The sequence below is a fragment of the Sulfitobacter sp. PR48 genome, assembly GCF_028807335.1.
In the GTDB taxonomy this organism is placed as follows: Bacteria; Pseudomonadota; Alphaproteobacteria; order Rhodobacterales; family Rhodobacteraceae; genus Sulfitobacter.
Genome location: NZ_JARAMM010000025.1, coordinates 1 through 16,891 on the forward strand (window position 1 = coordinate 1; position 16,891 = coordinate 16,891).

The following is a 16,891-nucleotide window of genomic DNA, read 5'->3' on the forward strand; positions in this document are numbered from 1 at the left end:
TGTCTTAAACCTGGTGAGGAATGAGATCTTCGCCGGAATTTGTGACTTGCCCGAAACCCTTGACAGAGGCCCGCCCCATTACGGAAGAAGGCCTTTTGGTTTGGTGATCCCATGAGGGGTCGAAAAGCAATCCCGTGTGCTCTGGCCAAGTGTCGGGCAGCGGCAAACCCAAGGAGAAGACCTATGTTCGCAGGAACCCTGACCAAGAACGCCGAGACCGCAGCCACCGCCTATGTCGGCATGATCCACTCGAGCCGGTTCGACATCGCGATCCAGCTCGAGACCCGCACGAAAATGTCCGAGCGCAGCCCGGATTTCGATGTGACTGCGGTGAACAAGTCGGGCCGGAAGGTGCGTATCGGCACGGCCTGGAACGAGACCGGCAACACCACCGGTAACCATTACATCTCGATGCAGATCGATGTCGGCCTCGGGCCCTTCCGGGTCAACGCCGTGCAGACGAAGGAAGCACGCGAAGCAATGACCGGTGAGTTCGAGATCATCCCGCTCGTCTCGAACGGTGCCATGAAGTCCGGCTCGATCTCGGGCGAGCTGACCGCGATGGATGCAGACAACGCCTTCGCCGGTTACATCGCCAACATGATGTTTGACCTCGACTTCATGCTCATCGAGAACGAGTTCAAGACCGAGGAGACCCATCCCGACTACCGGATCGAAGTCAGCTCGCCGCGCGGCCATCCGATCCGCGTCGGCTCGGCCTGGATGGCGAAGAGCAACCGGACCGGCAACGACTACGTCTCGCTCCTCATCAACACGCCGGATGGCGATCTGCGGGTGAATGCCGTGCAAAACGAGGAGCAGCGCGGCGGCCAGACCTTCTCGATCATTCCCTTCGTCGAGAGCGGTGCGCGCGAGCGGGACGCCGGTGCGGGATTGTCTCTGGTGTCCTGATGTGACAGGACCTGGTCCCGATCGATAAGCGAGGTCGGCCTAGACCGGCCCGGTCTACCTCGCCTACGGGAGCTGCGGAAACGCGGCTCCCGTTTTTCTTTGTGGCCGGTCAGTTCGAGGTCAACGGCCTGCCCGTCGCAAGGTGATGGCGAAACTCGCCGGTGCGATAGCCCCGCTGGCAAAGCATCACTCCGAGGTCTCTTCCACCGTGCCATCGTTCTCGGAGGGCGTCTCACAAAAGATCTCTTCGACCGTCACCTGGTCGGGTAGTGGTCCTTGCAACGCGTCCTCGATCGCCTTGGTTGCGAAATTCGCCGAGACGGACGTCGCGAAACTGATCGTCACGGTCAGCACAAGCTCTTTTGCGGTCATGCCCAGGGCCGCGTCGACCGAGCTGTCGGTAACGTCCGCACCGGCGACGCCTTCCAACAGCGCGAGGATATCCTGTTTGGACGCGTCCGCGTCATCGCCGGCAAGGCGCATCACCACCACAACGTCAGTCATTGAAATCGTCCCACATCCGTGTCTCTCGAAATCCACTCAATGCCCGCATGAATCGGGCCCGGTTGCGACTATAGCGCGCAAGGTCTCGCCCCGCTTCACTTTTGTTCGGGATCGCCCCGCCGAGAAGCGCCGCAATGTCTTCCCCGAAGGGCGCGGTCACATCGAAGTGGTTCAGGGCGGCGAGCGCCGGAAGGACCGAGTGGCGAAACCTGTTCGCGACGTTTTGCACCTCTTCGCCGCTCGCCTCGCGGCGAACATAGTCGCCCGACTTCAGCAGGAGAAGGTGCGGTGCCACGTGGCGGAACACGGCCGCGACCACGTTCAGGTAGCGCGTCTCGGGCGTTGGATACCCATCCTCGAAGGGCCCTTCCGAGGCGAGAAGTTCCAGGGTCGCGAAGACGCCGATGACGATGAACATCATGGCGCTGTCGGCTTTATCGTCACCGTCGGACGAAAGCCCCTCGATCGTGCGCATCAGTTCATGATCCGCCGAAAGGAGGCTTGCCGCGGCGGCTCCGTCGGCTTCAAGCTCTGACAGGAGCCGGAACGTCGCCAGATCCAGAGGTCGCGGCAAGTCACCCGTGCTTGTGTCCGGATTCAGCGCCTTCTGATAGGCGACATGGCCTGCTGCGGCGTGGCAGGCTTCGTGCGTGGCGAAGAAGGCGACACCGGCAAACCATGCCAGCGTCATTGCGGGTTCGATCCCGCCCAACCGCTCGGCCTGAGCTGCGGTCTCTCCTTCGATGTTGACGGCTTGGAGGCGAGACAGGATGAGATCGGGCACGGCGGTTCCGATCGCGATGCGATAGCGATCCTTGCGCCAAGGCGAAATGATCGCGTCAAGGCCCGCACTTTCGCGGTGCCTCCAGTCTATCCGTTCGGCGAAGGCTGTCTCGTCGATCCCGGGGAAGAGCACGTAGGTGACGAACTCTCCGGCGACGCGGATCATGGTCAGGGTTTCGAGGTCTTCCTCACCCATTGTCAGCACCGTCGAGGATGCGATCGATCCGGCGTGTGGCCTCGAAATATCGTGCTTCGCTGACGAGGAACTTCTCGTGATCCGCGTCCGAGGGGCCTTCCCCGAACCATCTGCCGTCGCCGAAACCGATGTCCTTGGAGATCTCACTCGCCTCGAACCAGGCGGTGTCGTGGACGCGCACCGACTCTTCAAAGTCACACGGCACCAGGTCGTGAAGGGATCTGAACACCAGGTTGGTGAAGTTCATCGCCCGAAAGAGCGGGGAGGGATGTTCCGTCCCGGGTCGATCCACCGGTCCCTGCCTCGTGTCGAGCGCGCGCATGACAAGGATATGGGAGAACGCCAGCTGGAAGCCGTATTCGAGCCCATCCTCCGCGGTCCAGCCCGTCCGAAACGGATGTTTCTCATCCATGCTCAGGAGCATTTGGTTCAGCCCGTTCGCATCCGCGTCAAACTCAATATCCTGTAGCGTTTCCGGCAGCATGTCTGGCGATTGGCCGGGGACTTGGTCCAGATATGTTGCCGCTTCGTCGACGAAGCCGGGTGTCGCGTCCGGAAAGAGGAGATCGATATGCCGCCGCAGGAGGTGCGCGAGTTCGTGCGAAATCACATAGTCGAACATCTGCATCAGTATGTCGACGAAATACTCCGCACGCTCCGCCTCCATCGACCAGTCATCGAAGCCGATGAGCGGGCCGTCGAGCGCCTCTTTCCAAGATACGCCCGGATCCTTCAGGGGATGCGCGCGCGAAAGCACGTCCGGATGATGGGCTGCGGCCGTAAGGAACCGCCACAGTTTCCGAAGCAGGCCGAGGCTTATGATGACTGCACGGCGATCGCCCGATTGGCGCGCGACCGCGTTCGGCGCATCGCCGGCTGAGATCACGAGGTCGATCCCCTTGATGTCGAGGTCCGGATCGCGCGCGTCCAGGAGGCCTATGTTGATGTCGAAGACATGTTCGGTCCAGTGCACCAGTGTCGTCTCGACCGGTGTGAGCCCCGTGACGTCGAGATATCCGCCCATAGACCTGACGATGGGATCTACCTTCCAATACGCACGCGAGACCTCTTCCATTCGATCACGATATCCCAAAGAATTTCGGGATGGGGTCGCTCCATCGCGCGTCGAACGCGAAGGGTGCAAAAAGCCCGTCCTCCGTTTCGGGATCCTGATCGAAATAGGCGGCGATCTCTCTCTTGAGGTCGGCCTCCCCCTCCCTGGTAATCGTGTCCCGGAGGAGATCGAGCTCGGGGAACGCCGGTTCGAGCGGTGCCAATAATTCCATGGCGGGCTCAAAGATCTCCGCGAAATAGTCACTTTCGGGATGTTCCACATTCCAACGCGCCCTGTGGGCGACAGAGTGCAGGAGCAACCGCAGATTTGGCGACGGGTAGGTGTCGCGGATTCCGATCCTGTCGCGTGCCATGCGTTCCTGGCCGACCACGAATAGTGCGTATCCGACGAATTCGGCATAAAGGTTCTCTTTGCCTGTCATATACTGCCAGCGCGGCAGGGTCGCGGATCGCGCGAAGGCGAACTCGCCGGACAGACCCGAGCAGTAGACGTCCGCATCGATCTCGACATCGCGTAGCGGAAAGCCGGGAGGCGTGTTGCCCGCATCCTGGCTCATCAACTCGTCCACCATGCACAGGCCCGCCCCGCCCTGTCGCTGTCGGAGCAGGCCGAGATGCCCTCGGACGACATGGGCCAGCTCGTGAAACAAGACCGGCAGATAGAGTGACTCGAAGAAAAAGAGCCAACTGCCCTCGATGTCCGGACCGATCTCGTTGATCGTCAGGTCGACACAGGTTTGCACTCCGGACGTTGCCACGTCTTCAGCGAAGTCACGGAACGACAGGGACACGGTCCTTTCGAGGCGAAACCCGGAGGCCACCATGCGGGCGAGTACCGAGCTTACGACAGCTGCCCAAAGGACGTAGCCGGAGGTAAACTCGATCGAGAACGGACCGCCGACGCGCGACTGGCGGGCCCTTGCGTTCAGGTGGGTCTCCGGAGTAACGCCAACCTTGAGATCGCTGCCGTCAGGGAAGGCGTACATGTCTCGCATGGCACCGGTGACGGCACGCACCGCGGACTGGAGGTTTCTCAACGCCATCCGCAACTGTGCCGAGTCAACGTCTGCGAACAGATCGTTAGGGAAGCTGGGGCGGTCTATGTAGTGAACCCTTCGCATCACCTGAGACTCTCTCCTTTGAACTTGCAAAAGCCTATCTCCGTCGGCCTTTCCGGGCAAATGCCGGACGAACAGGCGTCGCGTAGCCAGTGGTTCCGCGTTCGCAATTACTTAGACAAACGCCTGTGGGCACATATCGAATATTGACGGGTCACCCATATTTGTCACTCGACAATAGTATACGAAGGGCCGCGTAGTGTAGTGTTGCGTGAAGCGCATAGCTGCATTGCAGCATTTGACCTTGTTGCGGCGCAGCATTTCGGGCTAGCCTACTTTTGAGATCGCTCTCCTCTCCTCCTCCCTGGAGACCGGCCTCAGGTTTGCGCCACACCTCCTCCCGTGGCGCGGGCAGAAGAGATCAGACGCCATCCCACCTCCCGGGATGGCGTCTTTCTTTTTCCCTATTGAAATCCTCACAGGATCTCGGGTCGCGAAATCATCGATACTGTCGTATCGTGGTCTCAAGACCAACGATTTTCCGATGATATCAATTCTGCGAAGAGGGTTTAAGTTGAGGGGCTTTCATTTCGTCTTTCCATGTTTGCTCGTGCCGACCATCGGTCTCACGGAATCCTTCACGGTGGCCAGTTGGAACATCGCGAACCTTGGCGCTCCGGGCTCGGAACTGCGCGGGTTCGACCGCACCGGGGATGACTACACCCGAATCCGGGAGATCATTTCGTCCATCGACGCGGACGTGATCGCGTTCCAGGAGATTGGCAGCGTCGCGGCGCTGGAAGCGGTCCTCCCCGACGGGTACAGCTTCCGGTTCGAGACCCGCTGCTATGAGAACGCACAGAAATGCGCGGCGGATGCCGACGACATATACAACGCGATCGCGATAAGGGACACGTTCGCGCACGGTTTCTTCCAGATCTATGAGCTCGCCGTGCCGCATCCGAACGAATGCGGCGCGCCGGCGCGCCCGGTACGCGGCGGCGTGGGCGTCGATCTGTCGGTCGACGGGCGACGCTACCTGGTGCCGTCGATCCACCTGAAGGCGACCTGTAAGAACAATTCCGTCGAACCTGGCACGGAGGACGACTGTGCGACGCAGCGCGAGCAGGTGCGACGCCTGCGCGCCTGGATGGACGCCCAGGACGACGAGGCGACGATCATCCTCGCGGGGGATTTCAACCGGCAACTTCTCGAGGGGGCGGACAACATCCGGGCGGAATTCTTCCCGAACGTGCCGCAGGGACACATCCTGCCGGGTGCCGAGACGCGCGCGTGCTGGTCCTCGTTCGCGTTCGATTTCGCTCGATTGGGCGAAGAGGCCATGGCGAACAACCCGCAGTTCGAGGCCGAGGGTCTGCGCCTATGGCTCTTCACGCCCCGCAGCAGCGCCGAGATCGACTTCTTCGTCGTGGAGAACCTCGCGGAAGGTGTTACGCTGACGGCGGATCAGATCGAGCTGACGGGCGACTACGTGTTCCGCGATCCCGGCGCCGCGCTGACCCGATGCGACGGGAGCCTACAGCCCTTCGCCGACGGGAAGGTCCTGACCTTTGCGGAAGCCTATCCGAGCGATCATTGTCCGATCGTGATGACCGTCTCGGAGTAGGCCGATGTCCTCAGAGAGTCTTAGCGGGCAGATTCTGGTCGGTGTGACGGTGGCCGCGATCGTGGGGATCGGCGGGTGGGTCCTGGGACGTGCGACCGCGCCTGCGGAGCCGCCCTCCCTCGAGATCACCCCCGAAAGCGTCACGGCACAGGTCGGGCTCGACACCGAATTCAACGCGACTGCGGATCCGGATGTGAGGACACTGACATGGCGTGTCGCGGGGCAACCGGTGGGCCGCTCGCATGTCGCGCAATGTGATGCCGTGGCCGCGCAACTCATGTGCAGGTTCCTGGTCCCCGGGACGTATTCAGTATCTGCCACGGCCACCGCCGCAAACGATTTGGAGGTCACGAGGCACAGTTCCGTCTCGGTGGTGTTCCCGGACAGGTACTACACAGTCTTCATCCAGAACCCGGATCGACAGGTACGCAGCGATGCCTACCGGGTGTTGTTGCGTCGGATCGACTGGGCCAGGGTTCAGCAATCCATCACCCCCTTAATCCTGCTCTACGATCCGGACAAGGGCCGGAATGTGTTCGCAGCCGACACGGTCTTTGAGCCGGAGTTTGAGGGCGTTGACGTGTTGCAGGGCCTCAAGCTGCGGATTCCGAGGTTCGCGGAATCGGCGCGCGGCCTCGTCGTCGGCCCACTGGAGGCGCTCGGCGTCAGCGTCACCGAGATTCCCTATGCCGAGGCGATCCTGTCGATCGAACGAGGCGCGGTCGACGGCGGCTTCGTCACCCTGGGCGATCCCACCATCGATCTGCTCGACGCGGACCTCGGGGACATGCGGGCGGAGTAGCATAGAAAGTGGCTTGATCCCTGATGTCCGCCACATGTCTTCCTAAGCCTTGCGGCCTCCCCCGCTCGGCTGCGCGTGTCGCAGGGGAGAACGGCCCTTCGGCCCGTCGCGCATTCGGCCATGCGGCCTCACCGCGGCGTAGCACCCGGCGTCCCGGTTTGCCCGTCTCGCGAGCACGTCGCTCCCCGGCCGCTCCGCCGGACTGCGCTCCGGTCTGTTTTGGCCCGAGGCCAAAACGATCCCGCCGCTCCATCCGTCTCCCGCGTCCGGTCGCGCCCCTTGCCTGCTCGCGTCGGGCAAACCTACCGTCAACAACACACACACATGAGTGCGGAAGCATATCCTCCGGATGGCCCCCAAATCAGCCCGCGTCAAGGATCGAAAAACTTTTCGGCGAGGGCGGCGGGGGTGAAATGGGCTGTCCAGTGTTCGATGCCGCGCCTGTGGTGAGCGATGCGCCCGGAAAACTTTTGCGCCCGGCACGCCGGCGGCTTCGCCGTCCCTGACCCGGACAGATTCGGTGAACCAGACGTACGGCCATGCCACCACACTCACGTGGTGGTTCCCCGAACATCTGGAGACACCAACATGACATACGAGAACGCGAACGCCTACGAGACCATCGAACTTTTCGGCCTGACGGAGAAAGACGCGGAGCTGCCCATCCCCGAGGATCACGTCCTGACCGATAGCATCGTCCGCGAGACTTTCGAGGCCCTGCTCGGCCAGCTGCGCGGCACCGGCCTTGAGGCCGAGATCGAACCGCTCGCGCACGGGATCGCCACGATTCTGCAGCGCCGCAAGATCGCTCTGGGCAAGGAGCTCGACCGCACCGCCGACAAGATCGGCGCCCTGGCAAAATCCCATGACGGGTCGGAGATCGCCGAGACCGCGCTCGAAGAAGCGCAGGCCCGCTTCCTGCAGGTCCGCGAGATCGTCGGGGCCATCGAGGTGATGAGCGAGGCGGCGGCGGAATGCTACGAGGTCGAGACCGGCCACGCCTTCATCCCGGCCGCGGGATCGCGCGCCAGCGCTCGCGCACAGGAGACTGGAGCGGTCTTTGAGGCCCGGCAGTTGCTGGAACAGCACGATCGCGAGACAGCCGCGAAGTCGAAAGTCGAGGGGGTTCCCCTGATCGTGTCGGGGGCGACCGACTGGACCGATATCGACGTCATCTTCTCGACACTCGACAAGGTTCGCGAGCGCATCCGGCAGAACCGCAACCAGGAGATCTTCCTCTGCCACAAAGGTGGCAAGCACGGGGCCGAGATGATCGCCGCCCGGTGGGCTCGGGCGCGCGGCGTCGCGCAGGCGCGCTTCGATCCGCGCTGGTCCGCGCATGGGCGGGCGGCACCGTTCAAGTGCAACGACGAAATGCTGGACGACAAGTTCGCGGCGACGGGGGTTGTGCTCTTCGGTGGCAACGGGGTCGCGCTCAATCTCGGACAGAAGGCGGAGGCGAAGGGGCTCACCGTCATGCGGGTCGCGGATCCGGCGAAGAAAACAGCGGATGAATGAATAAGAGAGGGTCGCCTTCGGGCGGCCCTTTCGTCGTTTTCATCTGCCTGCCCGTAAACTGGCGGCCTCCTCCGTACGGTAAGCCAAGTCGCGGTGGAGATATCGGCCTGAGGCCGATCGCGTATTCGGCCATGCGGCCTCACCACGGCGTTGCACCCGGCGTCCCGGTTTGCCCGTCTCGCGAGCACGTCGCGCCCCGGCCGCTCCGCCGGATTACGCTCTGGTCTGTTTTGCGGGGCAAAACGATCCCGCCGCTCCATCCGCCTCCCGCGTCCGGTCGTGCCCCTTGCCTGCTCGTGTCGGGCAAACCTGCCGTCAATCACACACACATGAGTGCGGAAGCATATCCTCCGGATGGCCCCCGAACCCGCCCGCCTCAAGGATCGCAAAACTTTTCGGCGAGGGCGGCGGGGGAGGAGAGGGCGATCCAGTGTTCGATGCCATACTTGTGGTGAGCGATGCGCCCGGAAAACTTTTGCGCCCGGCAAGCCGGCGGCTGCGCCGTCCCTGACCCGGACAGTTTCGGAAACCGGGCATTTGGCCATGCCACCACACTCACGTGGTGGTCCCTCGAACATCTGGAGATGAGATCATGACCAACGAGAACAAGACCGAGGACGACCTTTGCCGACATTGCGACTGCACGGGCACCACGCAGCCCGGAACGGTCACCGGGAAGGACCATCACGATAATGGCGGCCATGTCGTCCCCTGCACCGCCTGCGGCAAAGACGCGTTGCGGACCGACTGGGAGACCATCGATGGCGGGAGTGTCAATTTCCACTGGCGTGAGGTTTGTGCGCATTGCGGGCATCTCAGCGAGTCTCTCTTCGCCTGAAGATAGCCTTTCACCGGGCGGCCCCGTCGCCCGGTGATCCCTCTCTCGAAACCTTCCGCGTCACCGATGACTGCGACACCATCCACGAGAGCAGTCCCGCCCGGCCTGGGCCGGGCGGGACTGCTGCACTATTCAACTGTCTGTGGCCCCTCAGTCAGACGCAGATGACATGAAGGTCGGTGATGATCGGTCGTCGGTCATGACGGGCCCCTGCCGGCGGTTGCACCGCCGTCACCGCGCTCGCAGGTTCCGGCCGTGCCGGCCTCCACCCGGAACACGAGGCCTCTGGCCACGCTGAGCGGCATACCCCGGCGGCGGTCTCCTGACGGAGCCGGCCGCCGGGGTTGCCTTCATGCGCGCCAGAAACCCCGCGATCCGCCCGTCCGGGTGCAGATCGCTGGGGCGGGCGCAGCGCAGCAACCGCGCCGCCCGATGACGGCGACCCGTCCGGGCGGGCAACACTGCTTCCAGACCCGCGGATGCATCACCGCCCCGGATGATCGCGAGACCGGCGATGGGGATGCTGAGCTTGAGGCAGACGATCGCGGACGTTCCGATCGGGCGCACGCGAACCATCGCGCCGACGCGTTGGATGAGAGGGGCGCGGACCTGGTCAGGTCTGACATAACTCGACAGGACCGAAGGCGGCTGAGGGGCGGGGTGCACATCCGGGTCTCCCCTCTTTGCTCATAGATGTGGATCGCACGGGGGCGGGCGGTCCGTGCCCTCCGCTCACGCTCCGGCAAACACAAATACGGTTTCCACGCGCGGAGCGCGCGGACCCTCCGCATTTGTGTTTGCGGACCTCCCTTTTCCCCCGTGCCGGGTGATCCCCATCGCAAAAAGGAGAGACCCAAATGACCAACCACTACGTCGCCACCGTTCCCGTCAAGTTCACCGACAACGAAGGTCAGGTGCGCACCCGCTTCCAGCGCGTCGGCGCGATGTTCCGCAACACCCGCAACGGGGACAGCTCGGAGTTCTTCAGCCTCAAACTCGACTTCCCCGTCGCGGTCCAGGAGCTGGTGATGTTCCCGCCGAGCTCCAAGGAACCGCAGGAGTAATCCTCCCACGAGGATGGACCGCCCTAGGGCGGTCCTTTCCCTGTTCCAGGGAAGGCTGCGCGGTACCCGGGGACCCCTGCCTTCGGCCGGCGTCCCCGGGAAGGTGTCAGGACCGCACGCGGTCCTGACGGGGATATGAGAGATCGCCTGGAACAGGTCTGTCGGCCAGCCTCAAGGGGGCCATCCGGAATAACAGTCGGGCTGCGCCCGCCGGTTTTTCCGGCAGAGATTTGGCGGGCCAAATCTGGCCGCCCTTGACCCTGTCCATCAGCCCCGTCGGTAAGAAGATGCGCCGCCCCTCGCTTCCGTCCGAACACATGCGTGTTCGGCCAGACCCTCGGGCGCGAGCATGACAACGGGCGGCCGAGGTGCGGTTGGAGATGGTTGGGTTTTCTGGGCCCTTCGGGCCGGGCCTCGCACCTGCGGTGCTCGGCCAGAAGCGGAATTCAAGGTCGCCTGGGGGCAATCTACAATAATATTCCATTGACCGTAACATATAGTTTCGTATGATGAGGGCGACCTTGAATGAAGGTGGCAGGAAATAGGGGGGCTTTCTTCGTATGAGCCGGACCAAGAGACTGACACAGACGGAGCGAGCGGAGATTATCCGTGAGGCCGGAGAAGGTGTGGGGACTTCCGTGCTCGCGGAGCGGTTCGGGGTCACGCCGCGGGCCATCCAGTACACGTTGAAAGCGGACGAAGAACGCCAGAAGGATGCGGCCGTGGCCACGGCCGCAGTGACCGTGAAACTGACCCCTGAGGAGCTTGAATCGCTCGATGAGGTGCTGGCCGCGGCGGGGATCGAGACCCGCACAGAGGGGGTCCGGCGGTTGATCCAGGCGGCGGGGGGAAGCTTCGTTCCGGATGCGCAGCTGGCGGCTGAGATGGCGCGTTACCGGGCCTCCCTGCACGAGGTCGGCAACGGCGTCGTGCAGATCGCCAAGCAGATGATGAAAGCCAGCCGGGCGGGGCAGTGGGAAGGCTCCGCACCGAACGCAGAGTTGTCCGAATTGCGCTTCGCGCAGATGCGTGGGCTGGCGCGGTTCATCCTTGATTCCGCTGACGAGATCGATCTGCTGCTGCGCCGTCGTCGGGATGCCATGCAGCTATCCGCGACCGCCGCGCTGAGGGAGTTTGCCCATGCGGCTGAATGATGCGGTCCATGACGTCATCGGAGAGGTCTTCCGGGACGGTTGGAGCCGGATCCGGGGCTCGATGCAGGGGCTGCGGGCGTCCCGGCAGAGGCAGCTCGTGCGGGCGGCGGCAGGGCATCGTGCGGCGGTCTTCAAGGCGATCCGGGGCGGGGGCACCCATACCAAGTCGCAGCTCATGAACCAGCTCGATTACCTCACCACGAAGTCCTCGCATATCGTGGACAGCAGCGGGTTCCTGGACGGGAAGACGAGGCTTGAGGCGGCCGAAATCAAGGACCTCACGGACCGCTTCTCGAAGCGCTGGAGCGCGGGGTTCAAACCGAAGCTCGGGCAGACGACGCACATGCTCATGTCCTACCCGATCGGCACCCGGGGCGAGGATGTGCGCGACATCACCGCCAATGTCGCCGAGCGGTTCTTTCAGTCCGAAGAGGGGCATTTCGACTACATCATCGCGGTGCATGAGGATCGCGATCACCCCCACGCACATATAGTTTTGAATCGCCGGTCGCAGGAGGGCGAGTTCTTCTTCCTGGGCCGGGACCACCGGTTCAACTACGACGATTTCCGCCTCGCCATGGTCGAGGAAGCCGAGAAATTCGGCGTGCGTCTGGAGGCCACGCGGCGGCTCGACCGAGGTGTCGTGTACTACCCGCCGCGCACCCGCGAGGTCTATGCGGCCAAGGTTGAGGGGCGGGCAGCGGAACCGCGGCCACGGGTCGGGGCCGATCTTGATCGCGCCCTCGAAGAGATCGCCAATACACGGATCATCTATCACTCGCTTGCCGCCGAGGCCTCTGCGGACAATCGCGAGGACATTGCCAATGCCCTCTTCCGCTCGGGAGAGCTTCTGGCGAAGGGCGGCAAACTCACATCGGAAGGAGGCGTCTACATGGCAGAGGAGCAATCGTTCGAGGACCTGCGGACCCGTTATGCCGATCAGGTCGCGCGCGTCCAGGGCATGATTGATGCGAAGCCGGAGGCCGAACGGCCGAGGCTCGAGCGCAGCCTCAACGAGATCCAGTCGCGGCTCGCGCATATGCAGCCCTTGGGGCTCCGCTCCGTGACACTGACCGAAAAGCCTTCGGAGGGCGGGGTCTATTCCGAAAACAATATCGATGCGGCCCGGCTCGACCGGTTGCGCGACCCCGAGGTACGGGCGCAGGTCGACACCGCGCTGCGCGGAACCGGCATCAGTTCGTCCGTCGTCGTCGCGCGGATGGAGACGGGCGCGCAGAACGCGGCACTTGAGCGCCAGTGGATCGCGGACGATCTGGCACGAGTGGCCGAGAGGGACGGTCTCAACCTCGAGCGCCGCGCGGATCTGGAGGCGGCGCGCGAGACCCTCAACCGCGCTCATGTCCAGCTCGGCGTCGCACTGGAGCGGGCAGGGGTCCTGCGCGAAGACGGTGTCGTGGAAGATCGCACTGTGATGGAGCGGGTCCATTATCATCGGGACGCCACTGAGGACATGGAGCGCGCGATCCGCCAGGACATGCGTTCGGAAGGTTTGACCGATCAGCAGATCGAAGACCGCGAGTGGGAGATCGTCTCCCGCGCGGAGCGGCGTATCGAAGAAGAGCAACGCAGCTACCTCGATGCGCATCCCGAACTGCTCGCGCGCCCGGGCGACGTGATCGACCGGTCCGAGCCCTATCGGGAGCGGATCACCGACGAGGCCCGGGCCCGCGAGATCACCCGCGAAGTCGACCGGATCATGGAAGGTCGCGACGCGCGGACCCCCGTTGCGGATGCCGTCACGGACGAGTTCCGCGCGCGCTATCCCGATATGCCGTCGCATCTCGCCCGCGGGCTTGGCGCGACCTATGCTTCCGTCACCGATCTGCGCGACACCGAGGCCCTCAACCAGGTCCGCCGCGAAAACGAGTTGCGGGAGGTGGCGCTCGACCTGCGCGACGGGCGGCTGTCGGACGCGCGCGAGGGAGTAGCTGTCGAGGGCGCGCCGATTGCCGATCCGGACATCCGGCGGGTCGTCGACCATGAGCGGGCCGGCAATCTGCATTCGCCGTTCCAGGACGACGGTCAGCGACTGACCTACCGCGACGCCGTCGAGCGCGAGCTCGACGCGGCGCAGATCGACCGGCTGCGGGACGGGGATGTCGACGTGCTGAAGACCCAGATCGAAGACCGTCTCGATCGGCTCTACGCCGCGAAGACTTACCTGCAGTCGGACGCGGCCACCGCCAACAGCGAGGCGACCCGCGCCGTGGTCGAGGAGATCGCCGACCGCGAGTTCGAGCTCCACCGCGCCGATCTTGTCGATGGCGAGACCGAGCGCGGGGAGACGCACTGATGGGAGGGGTGGGGAAGGGCCGTCTCGCCCTCGGCGTCGCGCTGGTCACACTGGTCGCTATCGCGATCGGCTATGTCATCGCCTCGGCTGTCGTGACGTTCCGGGACCTGGGTTTCCGGGCCGAGATCGACTTCTTCTATATCGCCCAGAACTACCGCGCCATCGGGGCCGTCCGCGCCGATGATTTTCGCCTGATCAACCTGATCATGGGCGGGGCCGGGGTGGCGGGCCTCATGATGAGCCTGGCGATGTCGGGCTCGGCGCTCACCCGCTTCGGCTATACCCATTGGCAGACCCGCCGCGAGATGAAGCGGAACGGCTTCTTCGGCGCGCCGGGCACGGGTTTTGTCATCGGCAAGCTGGGCAAGCCCGGATCGCGTGCACCGTTCCTCTGCTCCCGGACCTTCCCGCATGCGCTGATCGTGGCCCCGACCGGGCGCGGCAAGACCACCGGTTTTGTCATCCCGAACCTCTTGACCTGGCAGGGCTCGGCGGTCGTTCTGGACGTGAAGGGCGAATGCTTCGAGGCCTCGGCCCGCCACCGGGCGGCACAGGGCGACACGGTCTATCGCTTTGCGCCGACCGATTGGGAGGACAGGCGCACGCATCGCTACAACCCACTCCTTCGGATTTACGAGCTCAAAGACCCGGCGCGCCAACAGATGGAACTGCAGCTCCTGGCAACGCTCTTCCTGCAGAACGACAACGACCGGGTGCAGGGCCTCCTCAAAGGCGGGATCGACCTCTTCGTCGCGGCCGGGCTACTCGCGTTCCAGCGCCGCAGGCCGACGCTCGGGGAGATCTACCGCATCGCCGCCTCGGGAGGACAGAAGCAGAAGGAATATCTCGCGCGCGCCCAAGAGGTCCAGAACGCCGCGGCGCGACTGATATTCACGCGGCTCGCGTCCACCAACAACGACACGCTGACCTCCTATGTCTCGCTCCTGATGACCTCGGGTCTCGATCAGTGGCAGAACCCGGCGATCGATGACGCGACGGCGACCTCAGACTTTGACTTTCGGACAATCCGCAAGAAGCCTTTCAGCGTCTATCTCGTGGTCCAGCCCCTCATGGTGAAACCGCTGGCGCCGCTGATCCGGCTCTTCTTCTCGGACCTGCTGTCGGCGCTTCAGGACAAGGAGCCGGGTCGGGACGAGCCCTGGCCGGTGATGATCATGCTCGACGAGTTCAACCGGCTCGGAAAGATGCCCATCGTGGCCGAAAGCATCGAGGTGCTGCGCGCCTATCGCGGGCATCTCGCGGTGGTCACCCAGACCATCCCGGCCATCGACGAGATCTACGGCGAGAACACGCGGCGCGCCTTGCAGGGCAACGCCGGGATCAAGCTCTACCTCACGCCCTCGGACGAAAAGACCGTCGAGGAGTTGAGCAAGGCCGTGGGCAAGACCACGAAGACTGTGGTCACACGTTCCCGCGCGGTCGGGAAGAACCCGTTCGAGGGCCGCAGCCAGTCCGAGCGGACGGAGGAGGTCGCGCTCCTGCCGGAAGATGAGGCGCGACGTCTGCCGCTTGATGAGATCGTGGTGGTCGTGGACGCGCAGATGCCGGTCCGGGCGAAGCGGGTTGTTTACTACGAGGATCCGTTTTTCAAAGGCATCCACGCGGCGCAGGAGGGGGATCTGCCCTTCCCGAAAGGCCCAGTTCCTCCGATGGGGGAGTTGCCCCTGAGTGTCCGGGCGATGCCTTCGGCGCCGCGTGGGTCAGGTCTCTCGGAACGCGATTTCGAGGCCAGGATGGGGTTAACAGACTCCGGAGGGAGTGCACCCATTGAGCCCGGTCCGGCTCAAGCGCCTCGGCGCGGTCGGGCCGCTGTTCTTGCGGACGATCAGCGGCAGTTGGAGATGGAGTTCGGGCGGCAGGCAGATCTCGAGGTGGGGGCTGCGACAGAAGACGACGTCGTCCGGGTACAGGACGCCGTGAGTGATCTGGAGCGGTTGGAGGCGGAGATGTCCGGTTCGGAAGCAAACGTCAGCGACACGGGCGAGAAATTCGGGCTTGGCTAAGCCGACATGCGGGTGACACGAAAGAATGCCGCGATGGCGTCTTGTGGCCACGCCCTTGAGCCGACCATTGTCACGGGTGAAGAAAGCCAGGGTCGTCGCGCTCTGGTCGAGGGGCTCGCTCAATCGTCGCAGGGTCGATCTCACGCATCGTCAACTGAGCGTTCACCCTGCGGGCCGCGGGGCCCGCACGAAACCACTTCGCGGCGGAAGCGAGATTGAAACGCGGACGACGCTGTCCCTTCGCTGGCTTTGAGGCTTCCATCAGCACCTCGATCATCTCATCGATGCGGTAGAGGCCACCCGCAACGGGGAGGGGCATCTTGCGCTGCTGGAGCGCCTGTCGCTTCACCTCGAGCTTCTCGGCGACATCCGCGAGAGACACCAGGTCGGGACGGACCTCCCGCAGGACAGTGCCTTGCGGCAGCGCCTTGATCAGCGCCCGCGCCGCTTCAAGGATCGCGCTCTCGGCCTCATCCCCTTCAAGTTCCAGTTCTACACCCAGCAGACCGGCATGACCGGTGCCCACGAGGGCATCTTCAAAACCCGCTTCGAAGACCGCGTCGGAGAGCGCGAACGCATCGTGCTCTCCGTCGGGGAGCGCAAAGACCAGTTCGAATTCGAATTCTTCAGCCATTGGCATTACCTTCGTCGTTCTTCTGAAGCTTCACGCAGGCCAGGGCCTTCTGTCGGATCCTTTTCGCGAACTGCTGCGGGTTCTTCGGGGTCGACCAGACAGACATCTGACAAAACTCGCCACAGCGGCAATCCTTATCGTTGGCCGGGCATCGGAGGATTCCCCACGCGTGCCCCTTGCCCTCAATAAGGTCCCATCCCAACTCTTCGAGCTCCTGGATGACGGCCTCGATTTCCTTTGATGTGTGCTTCTTCCTTGGCACCTTAGATACTCCACTCTTTTAAATTGTCAAGTGACAAGTTAAGGGCTTAGCAAAACGTCGCTGCAATCTGCTGCCCGCTACCGGCAATTTCCCATAGGAAGCTTGCCGTCAAATGCTTTGATCTGAG

At 63.5% G+C, this 16,891-nt stretch carries 15 protein-coding genes; 9 read left to right on the forward strand and 6 right to left on the reverse strand.

What is annotated here, in order from left to right; translation table 11 throughout:
* Positions 1 to 183 precede the first annotated feature (183 nt).
* A complete protein-coding gene (locus PVW51_RS21960) occupies positions 184 to 912 on the forward strand; it encodes a DUF736 family protein (protein WP_274577528.1) in 729 nt (242 codons plus the stop codon).
* 186 nt (positions 913 to 1,098) lie between these two features.
* Here the strand turns inward: PVW51_RS21960 and PVW51_RS21965 are convergent, their stop codons facing one another.
* The 4 genes from PVW51_RS21965 to PVW51_RS21980 are packed head-to-tail and all read right to left on the reverse strand — an operon-like array spanning position 1,099 to position 4,590.
* Positions 1,099 to 1,416, reverse strand: coding sequence for a hypothetical protein (locus PVW51_RS21965; RefSeq protein WP_028288521.1), 318 nt, complete (start codon positions 1,414 to 1,416; stop codon positions 1,099 to 1,101).
* Complete coding sequence (locus PVW51_RS21970; RefSeq protein ID WP_274577535.1) at positions 1,409 to 2,395, reverse strand: hypothetical protein; 987 nt, start codon at positions 2,393 to 2,395, stop codon at positions 1,409 to 1,411. Before PVW51_RS21970 ends, PVW51_RS21965 begins: the two co-directional genes overlap by 8 nt.
* The gene (locus PVW51_RS21975; protein WP_274577537.1) at positions 2,388 to 3,419 is read right to left on the reverse strand and encodes a hypothetical protein; all 1,032 of its coding nucleotides are present in this window, start codon (positions 3,417 to 3,419) and stop codon (positions 2,388 to 2,390) included. The genes PVW51_RS21970 and PVW51_RS21975 overlap by 8 nt, the downstream gene beginning before the upstream one ends.
* A 55-nt stretch (positions 3,420 to 3,474) precedes the next feature.
* Positions 3,475 to 4,590, reverse strand: coding sequence for a hypothetical protein (locus PVW51_RS21980; RefSeq protein ID WP_274577540.1), 1,116 nt, complete (start codon positions 4,588 to 4,590; stop codon positions 3,475 to 3,477).
* Between the two features lie 547 nt (positions 4,591 to 5,137).
* Here PVW51_RS21980 and PVW51_RS21985 point away from each other — a divergent pair.
* The 8 genes from PVW51_RS21985 to PVW51_RS22020 all read left to right on the forward strand — a co-directional run bounded on the left by PVW51_RS21985 (position 5,138) and on the right by PVW51_RS22020 (position 15,868).
* Complete coding sequence (locus tag PVW51_RS21985; protein ID WP_274577542.1) at positions 5,138 to 6,154, forward strand: endonuclease/exonuclease/phosphatase family protein; 1,017 nt, start codon at positions 5,138 to 5,140, stop codon at positions 6,152 to 6,154.
* Positions 6,155 to 6,158: 4 nt separating this feature from the next.
* On the forward strand, positions 6,159 to 6,956 hold the full coding sequence (locus PVW51_RS21990; protein ID WP_274577545.1) for a hypothetical protein: 798 nt from the start codon (positions 6,159 to 6,161) through the stop codon (positions 6,954 to 6,956).
* Between the two features lie 588 nt (positions 6,957 to 7,544).
* Positions 7,545 to 8,474 carry a DUF2493 domain-containing protein gene (locus PVW51_RS21995; protein WP_274577547.1) on the forward strand — a complete coding sequence of 310 codons (930 nt, stop codon included), beginning with the start codon at positions 7,545 to 7,547 and terminating at the stop codon, positions 8,472 to 8,474.
* 592 nt (positions 8,475 to 9,066) lie between these two features.
* Positions 9,067 to 9,312 carry a hypothetical protein gene (locus tag PVW51_RS22000; RefSeq protein WP_274577549.1) on the forward strand — a complete coding sequence of 82 codons (246 nt, stop codon included), beginning with the start codon at positions 9,067 to 9,069 and terminating at the stop codon, positions 9,310 to 9,312.
* An 857-nt stretch (positions 9,313 to 10,169) separates the two neighbouring features.
* On the forward strand, positions 10,170 to 10,376 hold the full coding sequence (locus PVW51_RS22005; RefSeq protein WP_274577551.1) for a hypothetical protein: 207 nt from the start codon (positions 10,170 to 10,172) through the stop codon (positions 10,374 to 10,376).
* Between the two features lie 560 nt (positions 10,377 to 10,936).
* Positions 10,937 to 11,530 carry a transposase gene (locus PVW51_RS22010; RefSeq protein ID WP_274577554.1) on the forward strand — a complete coding sequence of 198 codons (594 nt, stop codon included), beginning with the start codon at positions 10,937 to 10,939 and terminating at the stop codon, positions 11,528 to 11,530.
* A complete protein-coding gene (locus tag PVW51_RS22015; RefSeq protein WP_274577556.1) occupies positions 11,517 to 13,844 on the forward strand; it encodes a relaxase/mobilization nuclease domain-containing protein in 2,328 nt (775 codons plus the stop codon). The genes PVW51_RS22010 and PVW51_RS22015 overlap by 14 nt, the downstream gene beginning before the upstream one ends.
* Positions 13,845 to 13,852: 8 nt before the next feature.
* Positions 13,853 to 15,868 carry a type IV secretory system conjugative DNA transfer family protein gene (locus tag PVW51_RS22020; protein ID WP_274577643.1) on the forward strand — a complete coding sequence of 672 codons (2,016 nt, stop codon included), beginning with the start codon at positions 13,853 to 13,855 and terminating at the stop codon, positions 15,866 to 15,868.
* A 70-nt stretch (positions 15,869 to 15,938) separates the two neighbouring features.
* Here the strand turns inward: PVW51_RS22020 and PVW51_RS22025 are convergent, their stop codons facing one another.
* Positions 15,939 to 16,502: a hypothetical protein gene (locus PVW51_RS22025; RefSeq protein WP_048534205.1), complete on the reverse strand. Its 564-nt coding sequence runs from the start codon at positions 16,500 to 16,502 to the stop codon at positions 15,939 to 15,941.
* Positions 16,495 to 16,764, reverse strand: coding sequence for a hypothetical protein (locus PVW51_RS22030; RefSeq protein WP_222481150.1), 270 nt, complete (start codon positions 16,762 to 16,764; stop codon positions 16,495 to 16,497). The genes PVW51_RS22025 and PVW51_RS22030 overlap by 8 nt, the downstream gene beginning before the upstream one ends.
* Positions 16,765 to 16,891: the final 127 nt, after the last annotated feature.